The sequence below is a fragment of the Pseudomonas sp. GW821-FHT02H06 genome, from assembly GCF_059421525.1.
Genome location: NZ_JBWKVD010000002.1, coordinates 1 through 23977, shown reverse-complemented (window position 1 = coordinate 23977; position 23977 = coordinate 1). Strand labels below are relative to the sequence as shown.

Annotated in this window: 18 protein-coding genes; 11 read left to right on the top strand and 7 right to left on the bottom strand. The window is 61.6% G+C overall.

What is annotated here, in order from left to right; genetic code table 11:
* Positions 1 to 2: 2 nt before the first annotated feature.
* The 3 genes from nfuA to AC07VF_RS03185 form a co-directional block, all read right to left on the bottom strand.
* Positions 3 to 596: a Fe-S biogenesis protein NfuA gene (gene nfuA, locus AC07VF_RS03195; protein ID WP_133771305.1), complete on the bottom strand. Its 594-nt coding sequence runs from the start codon at positions 594 to 596 to the stop codon at positions 3 to 5.
* A gap of 104 nt (positions 597 to 700) precedes the next feature.
* The gene (locus AC07VF_RS03190) at positions 701 to 1720 is read right to left on the bottom strand and encodes an acyltransferase family protein (protein ID WP_495008047.1); all 1020 of its coding nucleotides are present in this window, start codon (positions 1718 to 1720) and stop codon (positions 701 to 703) included.
* Positions 1721 to 1949: 229 nt separating this feature from the next.
* The gene (locus AC07VF_RS03185) at positions 1950 to 4250 is read right to left on the bottom strand and encodes a fatty acid cis/trans isomerase (RefSeq protein ID WP_495008046.1); all 2301 of its coding nucleotides are present in this window, start codon (positions 4248 to 4250) and stop codon (positions 1950 to 1952) included.
* A 169-nt stretch (positions 4251 to 4419) separates the two neighbouring features.
* Between AC07VF_RS03185 and metH the strand changes: the two genes are divergently transcribed.
* The 3 genes from metH (at position 4420) to AC07VF_RS03170 (ending at position 10866) form a co-directional block, all read left to right on the top strand.
* Complete coding sequence (gene metH / locus AC07VF_RS03180; protein ID WP_495008045.1) at positions 4420 to 8130, top strand: methionine synthase; 3711 nt, start codon at positions 4420 to 4422, stop codon at positions 8128 to 8130.
* Between the two features lie 599 nt (positions 8131 to 8729).
* Positions 8730 to 10388, top strand: a complete 1659-nt coding sequence (locus AC07VF_RS03175) for a nitrite/sulfite reductase (protein WP_282372309.1) — start codon at positions 8730 to 8732, stop codon at positions 10386 to 10388.
* Positions 10372 to 10866 carry a DUF934 domain-containing protein gene (locus AC07VF_RS03170; RefSeq protein ID WP_133771327.1) on the top strand — a complete coding sequence of 165 codons (495 nt, stop codon included), beginning with the start codon at positions 10372 to 10374 and terminating at the stop codon, positions 10864 to 10866. Before AC07VF_RS03175 ends, AC07VF_RS03170 begins: the two co-directional genes overlap by 17 nt.
* A 143-nt stretch (positions 10867 to 11009) precedes the next feature.
* Here AC07VF_RS03170 and sohB read toward each other — a convergent pair whose 3' ends face one another.
* Positions 11010 to 12032, bottom strand: coding sequence for a protease SohB (gene sohB, locus AC07VF_RS03165; protein ID WP_495008044.1), 1023 nt, complete (start codon positions 12030 to 12032; stop codon positions 11010 to 11012).
* A 207-nt stretch (positions 12033 to 12239) separates the two neighbouring features.
* Here sohB and AC07VF_RS03160 point away from each other — a divergent pair, with 207 nt between their 5' ends.
* From AC07VF_RS03160 to AC07VF_RS03135, 6 genes are all read left to right on the top strand, one after another.
* Positions 12240 to 12950 carry a histidine phosphatase family protein gene (locus AC07VF_RS03160; RefSeq protein ID WP_495008043.1) on the top strand — a complete coding sequence of 237 codons (711 nt, stop codon included), beginning with the start codon at positions 12240 to 12242 and terminating at the stop codon, positions 12948 to 12950.
* A gap of 57 nt (positions 12951 to 13007) precedes the next feature.
* Positions 13008 to 13322 carry an SCP2 sterol-binding domain-containing protein gene (locus AC07VF_RS03155; protein ID WP_495008042.1) on the top strand — a complete coding sequence of 105 codons (315 nt, stop codon included), beginning with the start codon at positions 13008 to 13010 and terminating at the stop codon, positions 13320 to 13322.
* A gap of 205 nt (positions 13323 to 13527) precedes the next feature.
* Positions 13528 to 14595 carry a phosphotransferase family protein gene (locus AC07VF_RS03150; RefSeq protein WP_495008041.1) on the top strand — a complete coding sequence of 356 codons (1068 nt, stop codon included), beginning with the start codon at positions 13528 to 13530 and terminating at the stop codon, positions 14593 to 14595.
* A 25-nt stretch (positions 14596 to 14620) separates the two neighbouring features.
* Positions 14621 to 15388 carry an SDR family oxidoreductase gene (locus tag AC07VF_RS03145; protein WP_495008040.1) on the top strand — a complete coding sequence of 256 codons (768 nt, stop codon included), beginning with the start codon at positions 14621 to 14623 and terminating at the stop codon, positions 15386 to 15388.
* A gap of 125 nt (positions 15389 to 15513) precedes the next feature.
* A complete protein-coding gene (locus tag AC07VF_RS03140; protein ID WP_495008039.1) occupies positions 15514 to 16653 on the top strand; it encodes a Gfo/Idh/MocA family protein in 1140 nt (379 codons plus the stop codon).
* A 310-nt stretch (positions 16654 to 16963) separates the two neighbouring features.
* On the top strand, positions 16964 to 17737 hold the full coding sequence (locus tag AC07VF_RS03135; protein WP_495008038.1) for a TSUP family transporter: 774 nt from the start codon (positions 16964 to 16966) through the stop codon (positions 17735 to 17737).
* Here the strand turns inward: AC07VF_RS03135 and nudC are convergent.
* Together nudC and AC07VF_RS03125 are read right to left on the bottom strand one after the other, a co-directional pair.
* A complete protein-coding gene (gene nudC / locus AC07VF_RS03130; protein ID WP_423574758.1) occupies positions 17699 to 18553 on the bottom strand; it encodes an NAD(+) diphosphatase in 855 nt (284 codons plus the stop codon). The genes AC07VF_RS03135 and nudC overlap by 39 nt on opposite strands.
* 90 nt (positions 18554 to 18643) lie before the next feature.
* On the bottom strand, positions 18644 to 19456 hold the full coding sequence (locus AC07VF_RS03125; protein ID WP_282373334.1) for a crotonase/enoyl-CoA hydratase family protein: 813 nt from the start codon (positions 19454 to 19456) through the stop codon (positions 18644 to 18646).
* A gap of 284 nt (positions 19457 to 19740) precedes the next feature.
* Between AC07VF_RS03125 and AC07VF_RS03120 the strand changes: the two genes are divergently transcribed.
* Positions 19741 to 21225, top strand: coding sequence for an ATPase domain-containing protein (locus tag AC07VF_RS03120; protein ID WP_192172089.1), 1485 nt, complete (start codon positions 19741 to 19743; stop codon positions 21223 to 21225).
* Positions 21222 to 23252, top strand: coding sequence for a response regulator (locus AC07VF_RS03115; protein WP_495008037.1), 2031 nt, complete (start codon positions 21222 to 21224; stop codon positions 23250 to 23252). Before AC07VF_RS03120 ends, AC07VF_RS03115 begins: the two co-directional genes overlap by 4 nt.
* A gap of 70 nt (positions 23253 to 23322) precedes the next feature.
* On the opposite strand, the gene AC07VF_RS03110 is transcribed toward AC07VF_RS03115, so the two are convergent.
* Complete coding sequence (locus AC07VF_RS03110) at positions 23323 to 23700, bottom strand: response regulator (RefSeq protein ID WP_074885442.1); 378 nt, start codon at positions 23698 to 23700, stop codon at positions 23323 to 23325.
* Positions 23701 to 23977: the final 277 nt, after the last annotated feature.

The following is a 23977-nucleotide window of genomic DNA, read 5'->3' as shown; positions in this document are numbered from 1 at the left end:
ACTCAGTAGTACGCGTTTTCTTTCTGGGTGTGGTCGGTCACGTCACGCACACCGGTCAGCTCGGGGATGCGCTCCAGCAATGTGCGCTCGATGCCTTCCTTGAGCGTCACATCTGCCTGACCGCAACCCTGGCAACCACCGCCGAACTGCAGAATGGCGACATTTGCCTCATCTTCTTCCACCACCTCGATCAAGGTCACCTGGCCGCCGTGACTGGCGAGACCCGGGTTGATCTCGGTCTGCAGGTAGTAATTGATACGCTCGTTGATCGGGCTGTCGGCGTTGACCATCGGCACTTTGGCGTTTGGCGCCTTGATGGTCAGTTGACCACCCATGCGGTCAGTCGCGTAATCGACAACGGCGTCGTCCAGAAACGCTTCGCTGAACGCGTCGATCCAGGCGGTGAAACTTTTCAGGCCGATGGCCGTGTCTTCAGGTTTCTCTTCGCCCGGCTTGCAGTAGGCAATGCAGGTTTCAGCGTATTGGGTGCCAGGCTGGGTAATAAACACGCGGATGCCGATGCCGGGGGTGTTCTGCTTTTCCAGCAGATCGGCCAGGTAATCGTGGGCGGCATCAGTAATCGTAATAGCGGTCATGAAAATTCCTCGCAGACGTGGGGCGCAGTTTACGCCAATCAACTGCGCCTGACAAAGCCCTAGTGTTTTAGTCAGGTAAGCGGTTCGCCTCGACTAAAAACCCGTCATGACAGAGCTGCTTCCTTGCTCGCCCTTCTCTGATCCAGCCAGCCCTTCATGCGTCGGTACAGGCCCTTCTCAATCCACTCATAACTGAGCCACGCCCCCAGGGCGATGACCGGAACACAGACGGCGAACACCACATACGGATTAACGCCATAACGTTCGCTCACCAGCCAGCCCGCGTACAGCACCAGCACGTGGAGCAAATACACCGAATACGAGCAATCGCCCATGACTTTGAGAAGGCGGTAGTTGCGCAGATAGGGTTCGAGGGAGATGCACGCCACCACGATCACCGCGCTCGGCAGGCCCCAGTTGATGATGCGAGGCGCCGGTTGCAGGTGGTCGATGGTGAACAGCGCGGCGCCGATCGCGATCAATGGCAACCACAACCGCTCGCTGATCCAGCCCCGGCGATACATCACGCCGACGAAAATGCCGAGCAGGAATTCGTAAACGATGTCATTGGCGTAGAACCGGCTGACCAGCCCCGACCGACCCAGCACATCGGTAATGGCGAACAGCGCCGCCGCCAGGATCAACGGGCGCAGCCGTTGCTGAAACAGAAAAACCATCGAAAACAGCACGTAGAACAGCATCTCGTAGTTCAGCGTCCAGCCCACGTTGAGAGTGGGATAGAGGCCGTAACCGCCGGGATTTTCCGAAGGGATGAACAGCAGCGACAGCACGAAGCTCTGCCAGTCGACCACCTGGTGGGGCAGCAGCGGTTGGGCGACCACGACCAGAAGACCCATCACCAAGGTGTACAGCCAGTACGCCGGGACGATACGAATAACCCGGTTGAGCATGAAACGGCCGGCGGGGATGTCCTTGTCCACGGTTGACAGGTAGATGACCAGACCGCTGATGACAAAAAAAATGTCGACGCCGACCGCGCCTTTTTCAGTGAAAAAGCGGCCGACGGGCCCACTCGGATGGAAGTCGAAAAAAATCTGCATGAAGTGGTGACACACAACAGCCCACGCGGCGAGTGCCCGCAGGGCCTGAACCGAAATCAACATCTGCAACCTCTTGCTTCGTCTGGATTGACCCCAGGCGCCATACCGGCAAGGCACGGCGTCGGAGAGCGACTCACAGGGTCCGACTTCGAAAATTGCAAAAAGGTTCGGCGCCACTGACGGGCTGCATAATGGCTGCACGCCATGTCCAATAAGGGTTTCCCCTTTGAAGCGGCCTCAGCGGGGCCGCCGCCAAATGTGAAGATTCCTTAAATAACGGCGCCCCTGCGACTCACAGATTCTCGTACCGGTTCATGTCCAGCACCCCTGCCTCGCGGGGTTCGGTTTCCTGAAGGTAGCGGTCCAGGTCGTGGAAGTAGGTCCAGAATAATGGATGGCTGCGGCGCACGCCCCAGCGCTGGACGATGGCGTCAAACGCCTGCTTGTGATCATGGGCCTGCTCCATCGCGTCAACAAACGCGCCGACTTCACTGGCCGGGATATTGAACATGAAATTCGGGTAGCTGCTCAGCACTCCCGGGTAGATCGTCAGCGTGTCCAGGCCCGGCTGGTAGCGGTAATCCTCACCCATCAGAAAGGCGACGTTACTGTGGGCGCGGTTGCGCAGCATGCTGTAAATGATGCGTTTGCCGCTGCCGTCCTGGATTCGCAGCATCGTCGCCTCCGGCAACTGGTGAATGACCTTCAGCCCCGCCGCAGGGCGCGAGGTTAGCCGGCTCAGTGCCTGCTCCACTCCGCTGAACACCGGGTCCAGTCCCTCACGCGAACAATAGGCGCCGTCGCAGCGATTGATCGGGTCCGGCGTCACGTTCAAGGTGCCCGCACGCTCGATCAACTTGCGCTCGAAGTCACGCTTGGGGTTGTGCTCATCGAGCTTCAGGCCGGTCGGGGTGTGATCGTCGATGGCCTGATAATCCAGCCACATCTTCACTTTGCCGCCGTTCTGGTACCAGTCACCGAGGATGTCGTCACGCTTGTCCGCCGGCATCAGGCGCAGGAAATTGACCTCGGCGCCGTTGCGGATCAGGTCGAAATACAGACGCGTCTGCACCTGATGGGAAACGTTGCCGTAGACGTCGAAATTCACCGCCAGCTGGTAATAGGTGCGCTCCAGCAAGGGGTAGTCGAACAGCCAGACGCTGTTGGGAAGCGCGCCGATCAGGCCTTTGTTTACCGAGGCGCTGTCGAAGTGGCGGAAGATGGTCAGCAGCCCATTGTCGTTCCCCGCCCACAGGGTCGCCCATCCCGGCGGCGGCATGTGCGCGTAGGCATCGCTGCGCAGGTCTTCGTATTGATTGCGCTTGTCGCGGTAGTCGTGCCACAGGGTCAGAACACTGCCGATGTCATCGTCCTGCCCCGGCATCGCCAGCAACGGCGTGGCCTTGGCCCGATAGGCCGCATCGGTGATGTAACGGTCGTGGCCGGGCTCCTGGAACAACGCCCAGAAATGATCGCGAATCACGTCCGTAGCGATCTCGCCCCGACACACCGGGCCGCGAATGAAGGTGCGCACGAAGTATTCGGCGTTATCCAGCATGAACTGGTAACGCGCGACGGCGGGGATCTGCTGGAACGTTTCAAACGGGTTGGCCCGATGCTGCGGACCATAGCCGGGCAGCTCGGTGGCATGCCAGGTCCCGCTGTAGAACAGTTGCTTGACCCGGGCCAGCTTCTGCGGGCCCATCGGGTAGGTGATGTGGGTCTTGTGGACGATAACGCCCTGCACCGGCATCAGGCGGTAATAGAAGGTGGTGCCAGGATCATCGTCGGGGCGGCGCGTGGCGATCAGGTCGACGGGTTGGCCGCTTGGCGTGCGCGAGCGCACCCACTGGAAGAAATGCCCCGGCTCGCCGTCGCTGAAATACACGTGGGCGAGAAACAGATGTTCGTACAGCCAGCGGCCGACCAGCGCTTCGCTCGATCCGGGACGATTGAGCAGGCTTTCCCATTCGTTGATCTGCACCGTTTCCCGCGCACTCGGTTGCAGCGGCGTCTGTTCCACCGGCGCCCCGGCTGCCAGCCAGCGTTGCAGCGTGCTGTATTGAGCGTCGGTGAGGCCGGTCACCGCCAGGGGCATGCCCTGCCCCGGACGCGCCTTGGCATAGGCGGCGAACTCGTTGGGCAACGGGCACATGTTCTGGCGATTCAAGCCCAGCACGATGTCGTCCGGCAGCCGCGCGTTGGGCACCAACGGCGCGCCGTGCCCGAACTCGAGCATCTTTGCCATCAGCGCCGCCTGATTGCTCTGCCCGTCCAGCACTGAATAAAAGCCTTTTTTGCGCCAGGCGTCAGGGCCCTGCGCGTCGACGAAAATCCGGGTGGGTGCGACCGCCTTGCTGCGGTCGCCTTCGTAAACCGGCACCTTCGATGCACCGCGCAGCACACCTTCGCCGCTGCCCAGGTTCAGCTGGCAGGCAGCGTCATTGCACGCATGGCAGGCAACGCACTTCTCGGTGAAGATCGGCTGGATATCACGGCTGTAGGAAATAGCCGGAGACTGAAGGGGTGACTGCGCGAACGCTGCACCGCAAAACAACAAGGCCAGGGAACTGGCGAGCACGCGATGCAACATGGAACGGGCGTCCTGAAAATGATTCGGCCGAATTCTACCTGTGGCTAATGGCCTGCAACATGAACAGAATTCATGTAAATCCCGGAATGATTTAAATCCGCGCAGGTTTGCTATTATTTCGCTCTTTTCAGCGCCACCTTATTTCGTACTTCTTCATCCGGGTAACCTCATGTCAGATCGCAGCGCGCGTCTTCAAGCACTCCAGCAGGCTCTTCAACAGCGAATCCTGATCCTCGATGGCGGCATGGGCACGATGATCCAGAGCTATCGGCTGGAGGAAGAAGACTACCGCGGCAAGCGTTTCGCCGACTGGCCGAGCGACGTCAAGGGCAATAACGACCTGTTGATCCTGACCCGGCCCGACGTGATTGGAGCGATCGAGAAGGAATACCTCGACGCCGGCGCCGACATTCTCGAAACCAACACCTTCAACGCCACCCAGGTGTCCCAGGCCGACTACGGCATGGAAGCGCTGGTCTATGAACTGAACGTGGAAGGCGCGCGCCTGGCCCGCCAGGTCGCCGACGCCAAGACCCTGGAAACCCCCGACAAGCCGCGTTTCGTCGCCGGCGTGCTCGGCCCGACCAGCCGCACCTGCTCGCTGTCGCCGGACGTCAACAACCCCGGCTACCGCAACGTGACCTTCGACGAACTGGTGGAGAACTACACCGAGGCCACAAAAGGCCTGATCGAAGGCGGTGCAGACATGATCCTCATCGAAACCATCTTTGACACGTTGAACGCCAAGGCAGCGATCTTTGCCGTTCAGGGCGTGTTCGACGAGCTGGGGTTCGAGCTGCCGATCATGATTTCCGGGACCATCACCGACGCCTCGGGCCGAACCCTCTCCGGCCAGACCACCGAAGCGTTCTGGAACTCGGTACGCCACGCCAAGCCGATCTCCGTGGGCCTCAACTGTGCGTTGGGCGCCAGCGAGCTGCGCCCGTATCTGGAAGAGCTGTCCAATAAAGCCGAAACCCACGTGTCGGCGCACCCGAACGCCGGCCTGCCTAACGAATTCGGTGAATACGACGAAGCCCCGGCAGAGATGGCCAAAGTCGTGGAGGAGTTCGCCCAGAGCGGCTTCCTGAACATCGTCGGCGGTTGCTGCGGCACCACCCCGGCGCACATCAAGGCCATCGCCAACGCCGTCGCCCCGTACGCGCCGCGGCCGATTCCGGACATCGCGAAGGCCTGTCGCCTCTCGGGTCTGGAGCCGTTCACCATTGATCGCAGTTCGCTGTTCGTCAACGTCGGCGAGCGCACCAACATCACCGGTTCTGCCCGCTTCGCTCGCCTGATCCGCGAAGACAACTACACCGAAGCCCTGGAAGTCGCCCTGCAGCAGGTCGAAGCCGGCGCCCAGGTGATCGACATCAACATGGACGAGGGCATGCTGGACTCGAAGAAGGCCATGGTGACCTTCCTCAACCTGATTGCCGGCGAGCCTGATATTTCCCGCGTGCCGATCATGATCGACTCGTCGAAATGGGAAGTCATCGAAGCCGGCCTCAAGTGCATCCAGGGCAAGGGCATCGTCAACTCGATCAGCATGAAAGAAGGCGTCGAGCAGTTCATTCATCACGCCAAGCTGTGCAAGCGCTACGGCGCGGCGGTGGTGGTGATGGCCTTCGACGAAGCTGGCCAGGCCGATACCGAGGCGCGCAAGAAGGAAATCTGCAAGCGCTCCTACGACATTCTGGTCAACGAAGTCGGCTTCCCGCCGGAAGACATTATCTTCGACCCGAACATCTTCGCCATCGCCACCGGCATCGAGGAGCACAACAACTACGCCGTCGACTTTATCAACGCCTGCGCGTACATCCGCGACGAGCTGCCGTACGCGTTGACATCGGGCGGCGTGTCCAACGTGTCGTTCTCGTTCCGCGGCAACAACCCCGTGCGCGAAGCGATTCACTCGGTGTTCCTGCTGCACGCGATCCGCAACGGCCTGACCATGGGCATCGTCAACGCCGGCCAGCTGGAGATCTACGACCAGATCCCGGCCCAGCTGCGCGACGCGGTGGAAGATGTGGTGCTCAACCGCACCCCGGAAGGCACCGACGCCCTGCTGGCCCTCGCCGACCAGTACAAAGGCGACGGCTCGGTCAAGGAAGCGGAAACCGAAGAGTGGCGCGGCTGGGAGGTCAACGAGCGCCTCAAGCACGCGCTGGTCAAGGGCATCACCACGCACATCGTTGAAGACACCGAGCTGTCGCGGCAATCGTTCAAGCGCCCCATCGAGGTCATCGAGGGCCCGCTGATGGCTGGCATGAACGTGGTCGGCGACCTGTTCGGATCGGGCAAGATGTTCCTGCCCCAAGTGGTTAAATCCGCCCGCGTGATGAAGCAGGCCGTGGCGCACCTGATTCCTTTCATTGAAGAGGAGAAAGGCGACAAGCCCGAAGCCAAGGGCAAGATCCTCATGGCGACGGTCAAGGGCGACGTCCATGACATCGGCAAGAACATCGTCGGCGTGGTGCTGGGCTGCAACGGTTACGACATCGTCGACCTCGGCGTGATGGTGCCGGCCGAAAAAATCCTGCAGGTGGCCCGTGAGCAGAAGTGCGACATCATCGGGCTGTCCGGCTTGATCACGCCTTCCCTGGACGAAATGGTTCACGTCGCCCGCGAGATGCAGCGTCAGGACTTCCACCTGCCATTGATGATCGGCGGTGCGACCACCTCCAAAGCCCACACGGCGGTGAAGATCGAGCCCAAGTACAGCAACGACGCGGTGATCTACGTCACCGACGCTTCACGCGCCGTGGGCGTGGCGACGCAGCTGCTGTCCAAGGAGCTGAAAGCCGGTTTCATCGAGAAGACCCGCGCCGAATACGTTGAAGTGCGCGAGCGCACGTCCGCCCGCAGCGCCCGCACCGAGCGCCTGAGCTACGGCGCGGCCATCGCCAAGAAGCCGCAGTTCGACTGGGCCAGCTACCAGCCGGTGAAGCCGACGTTCACCGGGGTCAAGGTGCTGGAAGACATCGACCTCAACGTGCTGGTGGATTACATCGACTGGACGCCGTTCTTTATTTCCTGGGACCTGGCCGGCAAGTACCCGCGCATTCTGACCGACGAAGTGGTGGGCGAAGCAGCCACCTCGCTGTTCAAGGACGCCCAGGAGCTGCTGCGCAAACTGATCGACGAGAAGTTGATCCGCAGCCGCGCCGTGTTCGGCTTCTGGCCAGCCAATCAGGTTGACCACGACGACATTCAATTGCTCGACGATAACGGCGCGCCACTCGCCAAGCTGCATCACCTGCGCCAGCAGATCATCAAGACCGACGGCAAGCCGAACTTCTCCCTGGCCGACTTCGTCGCGCCCCAGGGCAGCGGCGTGACCGATTATGTCGGCGGCTTCATCACCACCGCCGGCATTGGCGCGGAAGAGGTGTCGAAGGCGTATCAGGACAAGGGCGACGACTACAACGCGATCATGGTCAAGGCGCTGGCGGACCGGCTGGCCGAGGCCTGCGCAGAATGGCTGCACCAGCAGGTGCGCAAGGAATATTGGGGCTATGCCCACGACGAGCAGTTGGGCAACGACGAACTGATCAAGGAGCAATACACCGGCATCCGCCCTGCCCCCGGCTATCCGGCCTGCCCGGACCATACCGAGAAAGGCGTGCTGTTCGACCTCCTCGACCCGGCCCAGGGCGACGGCAAACCCGGGGTCAGCGGCGTGTTCCTCACCGAGCACTACGCGATGTTCCCGGCGGCGGCGGTCAGCGGCTGGTACTTCGCCCACCCGCAGGCCCAGTACTTTGCCGTGGGGAAAGTGGACAAGGATCAGGTGGAAAGCTACACGGCGCGCAAGCAGCAGGATCTGAGCGTGACCGAACGCTGGCTGGCGCCGAACCTGGGGTATGACGAGTAAGCGCGGCAGATGTGTTATTGGCCGACTTGATCGTTCAGGCATTACAGAACCTGTGGGAGCGAGCTTGCCCGCGAATCCGGCACTCCAGACGCTGAAATATTCAGCGGATTTGCCAGGCCCCATCGCGAGCAAGCTCGCTCCCACTGGCTGGAGGTCCTGGCTACTGGTGCGTCACCCAGAACACCGCCGCCCCCACCACCAGCACAATGATGAACAGAATGGCCCATGCATCCACATGGCTCTCGGATTTGGCAACTTTCGGGTGATTTCGCATTGCATCGCCTTTTGTCTGTTTTATGGGTGATCGCAAAACTCGCGGACCAGCGACGAGCGTCGTTGGCCATTGCCAGAGTAAAGTCGAGCCATGCCCTTATCACAAGTGAGGTTATGCCGGTCCGACGTGCTGCTTAGCACTTTTGGTTCTGTGCATATACTCAAACATCACTTTTGCGCATATCTGCAAACTGGTAACCTCCCCCGGCTCCGCAAGGAGTGCGCGGCCGTGCGCGCAGATTTGTTCGGTAGCCCGAAAGCAGACGACAACGCATCGCCTTTCGGGCTGGCCCAGCAGCAGTGAACCGCCTGAGAACAGGACCACCATGTACGTATACGACGAGTACGATCAGCGGATCGTCGAGGACCGCGTCAAGCAGTTCCGCGACCAGACCCGCCGCTATCTGGCCGGCGAGCTCAGCGAAGAAGAGTTCCGCCCGCTTCGCCTGCAAAACGGCCTCTACATCCAACGCTTCGCCCCGATGCTGCGCGTCGCTGTGCCTTACGGCCAGCTGACTTCACGCCAGGCTCGCATGCTGGCGAAAATCGCCCGCGATTACGACAAGGGCTACGCGCACATCAGTACCCGCCAGAACGTGCAGTTCAACTGGCCGGCACTCGAAGACATCCCCGACATTCTCGCCGAGCTGGCCACCGTGCAGATGCACGCGATCCAGACCAGCGGCAACTGCCTGCGCAACGTCACCACGGACCAGTTCGCCGGCGTCGCCGCCGACGAACTGGTAGACCCGCGCCCCTGGTGTGAAATCGTCCGTCAGTGGACCACCTTCCACCCGGAATTCGCCTACCTGCCGCGCAAGTTCAAGATTGCGATCAACGGCTCGACGTCCGACCGCGCCGCCATCGAAGTGCACGACATCGGCCTGGAGCCGGTCAAGAATGCTGCCGGCGAGCTGGGCTTCCGCGTGCTGGTCGGCGGCGGCCTCGGCCGTACGCCGGTGGTGGGTGCGTTCATCAACGAGTTTCTGCCGTGGCAGGACCTGTTGAGCTACCTCGACGCCATCCTGCGTGTGTACAACCGCTACGGCCGTCGTGACAACAAGTACAAGGCGCGCATCAAGATTCTGGTCAAGGCGCTGACGCCTGAAGTGTTTGCCGAGAAGGTCGAGGCCGAGATGGCCCACCTGCGCGGCGGCCAGACCACCCTGACCGAGGCCGAAGTGCATCGCGTCGCCAAGCACTTCGTCGACCCGGACTACAAGGCGCTGACCGATTACAGCGCCGAACTGGCTCAGCTGGATCAACAGCACCCCGGTTTCGCCCGCTGGCGCTCGCGCAACGTCCTGGCCCATAAAAAGCCGGGCTACGCAGCGGTGACGCTGTCGTTGAAACCCACCGGCGTTGCGCCGGGCGATCTCACCGACAAGCAACTGGACGGCATCGCCGACCTCGCCGACACCTACAGCTTCGGTCAACTGCGCACGTCCCACGAGCAGAACATCATCCTGGCCGACGTCGAGCAGAGCCAACTGTTCACGATGTGGGGCGAACTGCGCGAGCAAGGCTTCGCGACGCCAAACATTGGTCTGCTGACGGACATCATCTGCTGCCCGGGTGGCGACTTCTGCTCCCTGGCCAACGCCAAGTCGATCCCGATTGCCGAGTCGATCCAGCGCCGTTTCGACGACCTTGATTACCTGTTCGACATCGGCGAGCTGGACCTGAACATCTCCGGCTGCATGAACGCCTGTGGCCACCACCATGTTGGCCACATCGGCATCCTGGGCGTGGACAAGAAAGGCGAAGAGTTCTACCAGGTGTCCCTGGGTGGCAGCGCCAGCCGTGACGCCAGCCTGGGCAAGATCCTTGGCCCGTCGTTCGCACAGGACGTCATGCCGGATGTGATCGAGAAGCTGATCGACGTCTACGTTGAGAAACGCAACGAAGACGAGCGCTTCATCGACACCTACCAGCGTATTGGCATCGACCCTTTCAAGGAGCGCGTCTATGCAGCGAATCATTAAGAACAACGCGGTCATCGACGAGACCTGGCACCTGCTGCCCAAGGACACGACGTTCGACAGCCTGTCCAACTGCGACGACCTGATCGTGCCGCTGAACCTGTGGCGCGAGCATGCCCATGCGTTGAAGGCCCGCGACGGCGGTCTGGGTGTCTGGCTGGACAGCGACGAGGAAGCCGAGGAAATCGGTGACGACGCGGATCAGTTCCAGGTCATCGCCCTGAACTTCCCGGCCTTCACCGACGGCCGCAGCTACTCCAACGCCCGCCTGTTGCGTGATCGCTACGGTTACAAGGGCGAGCTGCGGGCGATTGGCGATGTGTTGCGCGATCAGTTGTTTTACCTGCACCGCTGCGGGTTCGATGCGTTCGCGATTCGTGCCGACAAAGACCCGTACGAAGCGCTGGAAGGGTTGAAGGACTTTTCCGTGACGTATCAGGCTGCCACTGATGAGCCGCTGCCGCTGTTCCGGCGGCGTTGATCCGAGACGGATCAATATCCAACAAAAAGCCCCGGTTTCGTGAGAAACCGGGGCTTTTTAATTCAGCTGGGTCATGGTGCAGACGCCGTCAACCTTGCGGTGTGGCGTCCGACGTCTTCCCGGCTAAAGCCGGTCCTACGAAATCACCAGAATCGCTGCTGCGTGAGCTTGCCCCACCACCCTGTCACCAACCGGTCAACCGACGTGCTAGCGGCGATGCCTACACGCTGCTGCAGGCTTTTGCGCTCGGCGTAGTGCAGGTGGAACACCTCGGCGGTCTTGGCCTTCTCCGACAGGTATTCATCGCTGGTCTTTAGCTCATCCACCAACAGTTTGTCCTTGGCCGCGATGCCCAGCCAGATTTCGCCGGTGGCGACTTCGTCGATCTGCAACTGCGGGCGGTAGCTGGCGACGAAGTTCTTGAACAGCTCGTGGGTGATGTCCAGGTCCTCCTGAAACTTCTCACGGCCCTTCTCGGTGTTTTCGCCAAACACCGTCAGCGTGCGCTTGTACTCGCCGGCAGTCAGCACTTCGAAATCGATGTCGTGCTTCTTCAGCAGGCGATTGACGTTGGGCAGCTGGGCCACCACGCCGATCGACCCCAGAATCGCGAACGGCGCACTGATGATCCGGGTGCCGATGCACGCCATCATGTAGCCGCCGCTGGCCGCGACCTTGTCGATGCAGATGGTCAGCGGAATCCCCGCTTGACGAATCCGCGCCAGTTGCGACGACGCCAGGCCGTAGCTGTGGACCATGCCGCCGCCGCTTTCGAGGCGCAGCACCACTTCATCCTTGGGCGTGGCGAGGGTCAGCAGCGCGGTGATCTCGTTGCGCATGTTCTCGGTGGCCGAGGCCTTGATGTCGCCATCGAAGTCCAGCACGTAGACCCGAGACTTGACCTCGGTGGACTTCTTGTCCTTCTTCAGCTCCTTGGCCTGAGCCTTGCGCAGCGCCTTGAGCCGGGCCTTGTCCAGCAGCGAGCCTTCGAGGCGATCACGCAGCCCTTTGTAGAAATCATTGAGCTTGGTGACATGCAGCTGGCCTCCTGCGCTGCGACGCCCGCGACCGCGCATCGAACCGATGACCACCAGCACCACAATGATCGCGATCACGATGGTGACGGCCTTTGCCAGGAAACTGGCGTAATCGAAAATGAACTCCACAGAAACTCCTTACCGGTACAGCAGATCCTCGGCAGAGGATCGCGAGTGGGGCCAAGCATACCGGCGCGCCGGTGGCCGGGCCAGTGACGAGACGGGTGAATACGGGACAGATCGGCCAATTCAAACGAGCGTATGTTTTTTCATTGACAGACCGCGGGCCGTCCTCATAACCTCCCAGCACTTTCAACGTGCCAGGGTGACGCGGTCGTGGGCAGCATCTATCTCATACGACATGGCCAGGCCTCGTTTGGTGCGGACGATTACGACGTCCTGTCGCCCACCGGTTTTCGTCAGTCGGAAATCCTCGGCGCGCACCTGGCGCAGCTGGGCCTAACCTTCGATCGCTGCATCAGCGGCGCCCTGTTCCGCCAGCGCCACACGGCCGACACCGTGATCGCCCAGCTCAATGCCGCCGGCCTCGCTACACCCGAACTCGAAACCGACATCGCCTTCAATGAATTCAACGCCGAAGGCGTGATCCGCGCGCTGCTCCCCGCGATGCTGGATGAAGAACCCGAAGCCTTCGAGATCATGCGTGACGCCGCCAACAACCGCGCCGAGTTCCAGCGCCTGTTTGCCGCGATCATTCGTCGCTGGCTGGTGGGCGATCATGACGCCGCCGCGCTGCAGAGCTGGCAGGCCTTCGTCGAGCAGGTTGAAGCGGGCCTGAGCGGCATTCTCGACAGCGCCGGGCCGACTGATCGCATTGCTGTGTTCACCTCGGGCGGCACCATCACTGCCCTGCTCCACCTGATCACGCAAATTCCGGCCACCCAGGCCTTCGAACTCAACTGGCACATCGTCAACACCTCGCTCAACCTCCTGAAGTTTCGTGAGCGCGAGGTGACCCTGGCTTCCTTCAACAGTTACGCGCACCTGCAACTGATGAAGGCGCCGGAGCTCATCACCTTCCGCTGAGCCCGGCCAATCGCACTCGCAAAGTGCTCGTCATCACTCATATAAAAGGATCACACCATGAGCTCCGTAGAAAACGCCGTCCAAGCCATGAAAGCCAAGTTCAACCCAGCCGCTGCTGCGGGCCTGGACCTGGTGTTCGGTTTCCGCATCGACGAAACCAAGAACTTCTCCCTGATCGTCAAGGACAGCACCTGCCAATTGCAGGAAGGCGAAAACCCGGACGCACAGGTCACCCTGGTGATGGACGGCGAAACCCTGGAAGGCATCGTCAGCGGCGAGACCGACGGCATGCAGGCGTTCATGGGCGGTAAACTGCGCGCTGAAGGCGACATGATGCTGGCGATGAAACTGAGCGAGCTGTTCCCTTCCTGAGAACGCCTTGCCTTTCGAAAGAACCGAAGCCGCCCGGCTTCGGTTTTTTTTCGTCCGGACTGTGCGCAAGACAACGCCCCCGTCCGTGAATCAGGGCGGCTGATTGCCCCGTAACACCCACGCCAATAGCCCTTGTTCGCCAGTGCCGGGGCGCATTAGATTAGCCAATGATCCTGGCCCACCAAAATAATCTGCAGGGATACGCATGGCTCTCACCGACCAGTCCACCCAGGTTCGATCCGGCGAAGAACTCGACGCCGGGTTGATCGACCCTTACCTGAAAGCCCATATCCCCGGCCTGAGCGGCAGCGCGCAGATCAGCCAGTTTCCCGGTGGCGCGTCGAACCTGACGTACCTGCTGAAGTACCCCGAGCAGGAATTCGTTCTGCGCCGCCCGCCGTTCGGTCACAAGGCGAAAAGCGCCCATGACATGGGCCGCGAATTCCGCATTCTCAACCAGTTGCGCGATGCCTTTCCTTATTGCCCCAAGGCCTATGTGCACTGCACCGACGAGACGGTGATCGATGCCGAGTTTTACGTAATGGAGCGGGTCAAGGGCATCATCCTGCGCGCCGAATTGCCCGCCGAGCTGAACCTCGACGCCGCGCAAACCGAAACCCTGTGCAAGAGTTTCATTGATCGGCTGGTCGAGCTGCATCAAGTGGATTACACCGCCTGCGGGCTCGGCGATCTGGGCAAGCCCGAAGGTTACGTTGAGCGGCAGATTCGCGGCTGGACCGAGCGCTACGAGAAGGCACGCACCGACGACGCGCCCAGCTGGGAAAAGGTCGCGCGCTGGCTGGACGAGAAAAAGCCCGCGGACCATCCCGTTTCAAGTCTGGTGCACAACGATTACCGCTTCGACAATGTGATCCTCGACCCCGACAACCCGATGCAGATCATCGGCGTGCTCGACTGGGAGCTGACCACCCTGGGGGATCCGCTGATGGACCTGGGCAACAGCCTGGCGTACTGGATTCAGGCGGACGACCCGGCGCCGGTGCAACTGATGCGGCGCCAGCCCAGCCATGCGCCCGGCATGCTCACCCGCGAGCAGTTCGTGGCGTACTACGCCGAGCGCTCGGGCATTGCCATCGACAATTTCGACTTTTACTACACCTACGGGCTGTTCCGTCTGGCCGGCATCGTCCAGCAAATCTACTACCGCTTCTTCCACGGCCAGACCCGGGACAAGCGCTTCGCTCAGTTCATTCACATGAACGCGCTGCTCGAGCGCATGGCCCTGCAAGTGATTGAGCGTTCCAGCCTCTGATTGCGACACGACAAGGAAAACAACAATGTCCAAGACTCAACTGTTCGACCTCGATGGCAAGATCGCTTTCGTCTCCGGCGCCAGCCGTGGCATCGGCGAGGCGATTGCCAAGCTGCTGGCCCAGCAAGGCGCCCATGTCATCGTCTCGAGCCGCAGGATCGACGGCTGCCAGCAAGTGGCGGACGCGATCATCGCCGACGGCGGCCAGGCCACGGCCATTGCCTGCCACATCGGTGAAATGGAACAGATCACAGCAGTGTTTGCGCAGATCCGCGAACAGTTCGGTCGGCTGGACATTCTGGTGAACAACGCGGCGACCAACCCGCAGTTCTGCAACGTGCTGGACACCGACCTCGGCGCGTTCCAGAAGACCGTCGACGTGAACATCCGCGGCTATTTCTTCATGTCCGTGGAGGCCGGCAAGCTGATGCGCGAACACGGCGGCGGCAGCATCATCAACGTCGCGTCGATCAACGGCGTCTCGCCGGGCGTGTATCAAGGCATCTATTCGGTGACCAAGGCGGCAGTAATCAACATGACCAAGGTGTTCGCCAAGGAGTGCGCGCAGTTCGACATCCGCTGCAACGCCCTGCTGCCCGGCCTGACCGACACAAAATTCGCCTCGGCGCTGGTGAGCAACGAGAAGATCCTCAACACCGCGTTGGCGCAGATTCCCCTGAAGCGGGTGGCGGCGCCGAGCGAAATGGCGGGGACGGTGTTGTACCTGGCCAGCGATGCCTCGAGCTACACCACCGGCGTGGCGTTGAATGTGGACGGAGGGTTCCTGTCCTGAGCCTCTTGAGCACACTTGAGCCGCTGAGGTAAACCTGAGGCGTTCCTGATGGAATAAAGATTCCATCGGGAACCCCAACCGCCTACATTTTCCGCACAACAACAGGTCTTAAAGGACACGCTGTCATGCGCGGGAATTCTCTTCCAGAACTGGGCGTCGGCCTGATCGGCACGGGCTTCATGGGTCGGGCTCATGCCCTGGCGTTCCACAACGCACGCACCACCTTCGATCTTCCCTTCAACCTCAAGCTCGTCGCGCTGGCCGATGCGGATGTTGCGCGCGCGGAGCAGTGCGCAGGCAGTTGGGGGTTCCAACGCAGTCATGGCAACTGGCAACAGTTGATCAGCGATCCGGCGGTCAGTCTGGTGGCGATCACCACGCCGAACCTACTTCATTTCCCCATGGCGATGGCCGCTCTTGAAGCGGGCAAAGCGGTGTACTGCGAGAAGCCGCTGGCGGTGAGTCTGGAACAGGCGCGGGAGATGCAGGCGGCGGCGCTTAAAGCAGGCGTCGTGACGAGGGTGGGCTACAACTATCAGCACAATCCGATCATCGGGCTGGCGAAGCAGATGATCGAAAGCGGCGAGCTGGGGCGGATCGTCAGTTTCCAGGGGGAATTCAGCGAGGACTTCATGGGCGATGGGCGGTCGCCCTGGTCCTGGCGCTGTGAAGAGGCCCATGCCGGCGGCGCCCTGGCCGACCTCGGCAGCCATTTACTGGCAATGGCGCGGTACCTGCTCGGCGACGTAGAGGCGGTGTGCGCGGACTCGCAAACGGTGCACCGACAACGCCCGGCCACCCACGGCAGCGAAGAGCAACGGGCGATCAGCATCGATGACCAGACCTACGCCCTGCTGCGCTTTGCCAACGGCGCGCGGGGTACGTTCGGCAGCAGTTGGCTCAAGCACGGGTACAAGAATCACCTGAGCTTCGAGATCGGTGGCACCGAAGGCACGTTGTCGTTTGATCAGGAACGCTTGAACGAGCTGCGGCTGTACCAGGCCGGCGCCCCGGGGCGGGACGGCTTCCAGCGGATTCTGGCGGGACCTGCGCAACCGGGCTATGCGTCTTTTTGCCCGGCGCCGGGGCATCAGTTGGGCTACAACGAGCTAAAGACGCTGGAGGTTTTTGAACTGATTCAGGCGCTGGGTGGGCAGGGTTCGAACGGGACGGACTTCGCCGAGGCCATGGAGGTCGAGCGCCTGGCCACAGCGATTCGCATTGCGGCGAAGGAGATGCGCTGGGTGAATGTTTCGGATATTTGAGTCAATTGTCAGACCGGAAATTAAAGGTGTTCACGCCGGCCTTTTCCCGGCTGAAGCCGGTCCCACAATAAAGAGCGCGTACGCCCTGACACACCGCATACGCTGTGAGTGGGACTGGCTTTAGCCGGGAAGGCGTCGGGCGCCACACCGCGAAATTGAGGGTGTTCACGCCGGCCTCTTCCTGGCTGAAGCCGGTCCTACACCGTGTGCCCCAAGTCCCAATCAACCATTCACCGCTGCCACGCCTTGCAGGTAGAATGCTGCGCTTCCGGGCAGCCCTTCTGCCCATCTGCCCGATAAGCGCCTTCCCATGCCGTTCGAACTCACCGTTGAACCCACCACCCTGCTGGTGCTGGCTGTCGTTGCCTTTGTCGCCGGTTTCATCGATGCCATTGCCGGCGGCGGCGGTCTGTTGACCACGCCTGCCCTGCTCACTGCCGGTCTGCCGCCGCACCTGGTGCTGGGCACCAACAAGCTCAGCTCGACCTTCGGCTCCGCCACCGCCGGCTACACCTTTTACCGCCGCAAGCTGTTTCATCCGGCGCAGTGGAAACCCGCGTTGATCGGTACCGCAGTGGGCGCGCTGATCGGTGCGGTGGTCGCGCATTATCTCCCCGCCGAACTGCTGAACCAGATGCTTCCGGTGATCGTGTTCGGCTGCGGGCTGTACCTGCTTTTCGGCGGCACGCCCAAGGCGCCGCTGGACAGCAACGCGCCGATCAGGACCAAATGGCAACTGCCCCAAGGCCTGGGGCTGGGCTTTTACGACGGCGTGGCCGGTCCCGGCACCGGAGCGTTCTGGACTGTCAGCACGCTGCTGATCTACCCGGTCGATCTGGTGAAAGCCAGCGGCGTCGCCCGCAGCATGAACTTCATCAGCAACGCCGCCGCGCTGATGATCTTCGCCATCAACGGCTCGGTGGACTGGGTCATCGGGTTGACGATGGGCGTGGCGGTAATGGCCGGCGCCTTTATGGGCGCTAAAACAGCGATCAAGGGCGGCGCCAGGTTCATCCGCCCTGTGTTCATCACCGTGGTGCTGGGGTTAACCGTCCGCCTGGCCTGGCAGCACTGGTTCAACTGAGCCTGAGCGCTGGGCCAGATACAGGTCGATCAGGTAGCGCGCAATCGAGCGACTGGCCGGCAATGGCGGCAGGTCGTGGATGCTGAACCACTGTGCGTCTTCGATTTCGTCCGCCTGGGGCACGATGTCGCCGCTGTCGTATTCGGCGTGAAAGCCCAGCATCATCGAGTGCGGAAACGGCCAGCACTGGCTGCCCTTGTACTGGATGTTCTTGACCGTGACCTGCACTTCCTCCATCACCTCCCGCCGCACACAGTCCTCGGCCGACTCACCCGGCTCGGCGAACCCGGCCAGGGTGCTGTAGACCCCGGTCACAAAACGCGGCGAGCGCGCCAGCAGCACCTCATCGCCGCGGGTGATCAGCACGATCATGCTCGGCGAGATCCGCGGATAGGCACGCAGATCGCAGGGCGGGCAATACATCGCCCGCTCCCCCGGCACCTGCCGGGCCGGCTGGCCGCAACTGCCACAAAAACGGTGTTCACGGGCCCAGGTGCTGATCTGCGCCGCGTAGCCGAGCATCTGGAACACATCGGCGTCATCGGCGAGCATGAACTGGCGCAGGGTCTGCCACTGCGTGCCCTCCAGCGCCAACGCCTGAGCATCGCGAAGGGTCTGCACGTACACCGGCTCGCCATCGAAATGGCCAATGCCGTGTTCATGCATCAAGGGCAGGTCCTGCCGCTTCAACCATTCGCGGGGGAACAGCACGCCGTTGCTGTCTTTCAAAAAGCCCTGGTCACTCTGAACCAAAGCCCAACCGCCGGGGGCCTGAACATCTAGCACGGCGGTGGTCCAACGCTTCGGGCGCGTCATGCCTCAACTCCTCTGCTCACCGGCCTGGCCGTCTGCGGCCCGGTAGAGAGGCTCAGAAACGGCAGGTGGCTACGGATTCAAATAGGTCAGTCAATTGTCGAAGACCGGCTTCTGTTTGCTCATGTGAGCCACCATCGCCAGCTTCAGGTCGGCCGATTGCAACATGGCAGCGTTCCAGGTGGCAACGTATTCGAGGCCGTCATCCACGCTGTGATCGCGCATGTAGCCGATCATGCGCTTGCTGCCGCTGATGGCGATGGGTGATTTACCGGCGATGTCCCGGGCGATGGCGAACACGCCTTCGAGCAACTGCGACAGGTCGGCGAAGGTGCGATTGACCAGGCCAATGCGCAGCGCTTCTTCGGCGCCAACGTTGCGACCGGTGTAGGCCATCTCGCGCATCATGCCGTCGCCGATCAGTCGCGGCAGGCGCTGCAAAGTGCCGACATCCGCCGCCATGCCCATGTCGATTTCGCGAATGGAGAACAGCGCATCGTCCGCCGCGTAGCGCATGTCACAGGCGCTGATCAGGTCGATGGCGCCGCCAATGCAATAGCCCTGAATGGCAGCGAGCACCGGTTTGCTGCAGCGGTCGACCACGCTGAACGATTCCTGCATCTGCAGGATCTTGCGCCGCAGCAGGCGCGCATTGCGGCCCACGTCCTTGCCCAGTTCACTGGCCACCGACGCGAGCAGTGTCAGGTCGATACCGGAAGAGAAGTGCTTGCCTGCGCCGCTGAGCACCACCACGCGGACGTCGTCGGTGTCCTCGACCCAGCGGAAAATCTCGATGATCTCCAGCCAGAACGCTGCGTTCATCGCGTTGATTTTTTCCGGACGATTGATCTGGACGTGGGCAATGTGGTCGGCCAGTTCGACCTTGAACGCACTGTAGTCAGACACGGCTTGGGATCCTTGTAGGGGGCCAGACGAGGGTAATTGCTTGACGCCGGATCATAGCAAGTCACTATGTGCGCCCGCAGGCCACGGTTGCGCCATTTGCCGGACAGCGAACCCGCAGAAATCCACGGGAATGCCATCGGTCGGCCGGCAATAAACTGAACGGTCTCAGCCCGGCACGGTCCAGAGTGATGGCTGCATGGAATCGGACTTCCCGACCATGACGGCCTGGGCAGTCGAACCCGTTTCGGCGCCCGACCCTTTCTCAGGTCGCAAGAGGGCGATTCTTGACTACATCAAAAGCGGCAACCGGTATCGTGGGCCTGGATGACATCCTTACGGGTGGCCTTTCGCGCAGCCACGTGTTTCTCCTCGAAGGAGAGCCCGGCACCGGCAAAACCACCGTCGCGCTGCAGTTTCTGCTGGCTGGCTCGGCGGCGGGCGAACGTGGTCTGTATATCACGCTGTCTGAAACCGAACGCGAATTGCGCGACGGCGCACGCTCCCACGGCTGGGATCTGGACGAGAACATCTCGGTGTTCGAACTGACGCCCCCTGAAAATTTGCTGGACGCTGCCCATCAGCAGAGTCTGCTGTATTCCTCGGACCTTGAACTGGGCGAGGCGACCAAGCAGATTTTCGAAATTGTCGAGCAGGTCAAACCTTCGCGGGTGATCATCGACAGTCTTTCGGAAATCCGCCTGCTGGCGCAGAGTTCGTTGCGTTATCGCCGGCAGATCCTGGCGATCAAGCATTACTTCGCGCGCTACGACACCACGGTTGTCCTGCTGGACGACCTCACCACCGAGTCCCTGGATAAAACCGTGCACAGCGTTGCCCACGGCGTCATCCGCCTGGAAGGCCTGACGCCGACCTATGGCGCCGAGCGTCGACGCCTGCGGGTGGTGAAATACCGCGGCCAGAAGTACCGCGGCGGCTACCACGACTTCAACATCATGGACGACGGGATCCAGGTGTTTCCGCGTCTGGTGGCGGCCGAGCACCGCACCGGGTATGTCAGCCGCCAGATGAGCAGCGGCATCAAGGAAATCGACGCCCTGCTCGGCGGCGGGCTGGACAGCGGTTCGAGCACGGTGATTCTGGGGCCAGCCGGGACCGGTAAATCGCTGATTTCGCTGATGTTCGCCGCTGCAGCGGTAGAGCGTGGCGAGAAGGCCGCGCTGTTTATCTTCGATGAAGAGCTCGGCCTGCTGTACACGCGCATGAGCAAACTCGGCATTGACCTCCGTGCACTTGAAGCGACCGGCAATCTGCTCATCGAGCAGGTCGATGCGGCAGAATTGTCCCCGGGTGAATTCGCTCACCGCGTTCGCCGCTGTGTCGACGACCTGGGCATCCAGACCGTGGTGATCGACAGCCTCAACGGCTATCAGGCGGCGATGCCTGAAGAAAACGCGCTGGTCCTGCACGTGCACGAATTGTTGCTCTACCTCAACCGTCATGGCGCCTCGACGTTCATGACCGTCGCCCAGCACGGTCTGGTCGGCGACATGCAGACGCCGGTGGACATCACCTACCTCGCGGATTCGGTAATTCTGCTGCGGTACTTCGAAGCAATGGGTCAGGTCCGTCGGGCCATTTCCGTCATCAAAAAACGCACAGGCACCCATGAGTCAACCATTCGTGAATACCGCATCAGTGGGTCCGGCATGACCATCGGCGAACCGCTGGAAGCCTTTCAGGGCGTATTGCGTGGCATCCCTCAGTACAACGGCGATAACAATCCGCTACTACCGGACACCGACGCGTGAGCACTCCGGGACAGTTATCGGAGCGGGCGATTATCCTCGCCCCCCTCGGACGCGACAGTCAGCTCGCGCTGACCATGCTGCAGGAAGCCGGCTACCCGGCGATCATCACCCACGATCTGCCGCAGCTGTGCAGTGAACTGATGTCCGGCGCGGGACTTGCGATCATCGCTGATGAAGCGTTGCGCAGCGCGGACATCAACCCGCTGCTCAGCCTGCTGGCCAACCAACCGGCCTGGTCTGACTTCCCCATCGTGTTGCTGACTCATCACGGCGGCCCGAAACAGAACCCCTCGGCGCACCTGGGCAAGATGCTCGGCAACGTCACGTTTCTGGAGCGGCCGTTTCACCCTGCCACGCTCATCAGTCTGGTGAGCACCGCCGTGCGCGGGCGTCGACGACAATACGAAGCACGGACTCGACTGGAAGAACTGCTGGAAAGCGAGCAGCGCCTGCAACATGCGCTGAAAGCCGGACGGCTGGGGTCGTGGCAGCTGGACACCGAGTTCCTCGATCTGGATTGCTCGGATATCACCAAGGCGCACTTTGGCCGGGATGAGCGCGATCCGCTCTCCTATCCCGAGTGGCTGAGCTCGGTGCACCCCGAAGACCAGCCGCGCATGCAATCCGTGTTGCAGCACACGCTGGACAGCGGCGCCGATTTCATCATCGAGTTTCGCAACGTCTGGCCGGACGGCTCGGTGCACTGGATCGACATCCGGGCCCGGGCGATCCGTGCGCGCAATGGCCGCGTCAGCCTGCTGTCCGGCGTGACCTCCGACATCACCGAGCGCAAGCTGGCCGAACAGCAGCTGCGACAGCTCAACGAAACCCTGGAGCAGCAGGTCGAGGAACGCACCTCCCAGCTGCGCCACAACGAAGAAGTCCTCCGCCAGTCGCAGAAGATGGAAGCGGTGGGCCAGCTCACCGGCGGTATCGCCCACGACTTCAACAACATGCTCACCGGCATCATCGGCAGCCTCGAACTGCTGAGGCGTCGTCTGGCGCGGGGTCGCACCGACGATCTCGATGGCCTGATCGACCTGGGCGTGACCTCGGCCAATCGAGCCGCCGCCCTGACCCACCGCTTGCTGGCGTTCTCGCGCCGTCAGTCCCTGGACCCCAAGCCGGTCTTGATGAACGATCTGGTCAATTCCATGGGCGAACTGCTGAACCGCAGCGTCAACGAAAGCATCCGCCTCGACATGTGCCTGGACCCGGAACTGTGGACCGCCGAGGCTGACCCCAATCAGCTCGAAAGCGCCCTGCTCAACCTGGTGCTCAACGCCCGCGACGCCATGCCTGATGGCGGCATGCTGATGATCGAGACCTTCAACCGCCGCCTCGATCGCGACTTCACCAACGCCTACGAAAACCTGCTGCCCGGCGACTACGTGGTGCTCAGCGTGCGCGACACGGGCTGCGGCATGCCGGAGAACGTCATCAGCCGGGCATTCGATCCCTTTTTCACCACCAAGCCGATCGGCCAGGGCACCGGCCTGGGGTTGTCGATGATCTACGGCTTCAGCAAGCAGTCCCACGGACACGTAGCGATCGAGAGCCAGGTTGGCCACGGCACCACGGTTCAGCTGTTCCTGCCGCGTTATCACGGGGTGTCGCAGCAAGATGCTCCCGCCCCCCCCAACGACACGGCGCAGGCCCGTGAGGGCGAAACCATCCTGCTGGTCGAAGATGATCCAGCGGTGCGCGCGCTGGTCAGTCAGGTGTTGAGCGAGTTGGGTTATGCGTACGTCGAGGCTGGTGATGCGGTCGGGGCGATTCCTATTCTGGAATCCGGCCAGCGTATTGATCTGATGATCAGCGATGTTGGCCTGCCGGGCATGAATGGCCGGCAGCTGGCCGACATTGGCCGCCAGCTGCGCGCGGACCTGAAAGTGCTGTTCATCACCGGCTACGCGGAAAACGCCAGCGCCCGCTCGGGGTTCCTTGAAGAAGGGATGCAGATGATCACCAAGCCGTTTGCCTTTGACCAACTGACGGCCAAGGTGCGGGAGATGATCGAGGGCTGACGCGAGACAGGTGCAGACACAAAAGCCGGCGATTGCCGGCTTTGTTGTTTGTATCCGAGGGGCGGCAGGATCAGTTGAGCAGGGTCTGGATCTGCGAATGCAGGGTTTCCATGGTGAACGGCTTGGCCAGGATCGGGGCCTTTTTGGTGATCGGGCTGCCGCAATCGACGATCTCTGCCGGATAGCCGCTGATGAAGATCACCTTGAGTTCCGGTCGCAGCTTGACGGCGGGCTCGGCAATCATCACGCCAGACACCCCGCCGGGCAGGCGGTAATCGGTGATCATCAAATCGAGGTGGGGTTTGGTGGCAAGAATTTCGAATGCCTGCTCCCCGTTCTCCGCCTGCAACACCCGATAGCCTTCGCCCGACAGGTAGTCGGACAGCAGCATCAGAATGAGCGGCTCGTCTTCGACGATGAGTACGACATTTTCTGCATCAGAGCTCATTTGAACGCCTTTGATCTTATAGATAGCTGCCATTACGACCATGGCCCGCGCTGGAGGTTGCGCAGAGTGATCAGTTATTTGATTGATCACCAGATGGGTCGGCCTAACGGCCTCCCGTTTCGCCTTCGGCGAGTTACTTGGAAAAGCCCCAAGTAACCAAGGGCTTGTGCTCCTGGTTGGGCTCCTCCTCCGTCGGAGTACCCTCACTCCGACGACGCTCCGTGGGCCCGCGCCGAACGGACATCCATGTCCTGACGGCGCTCTCGCGGCATCCATG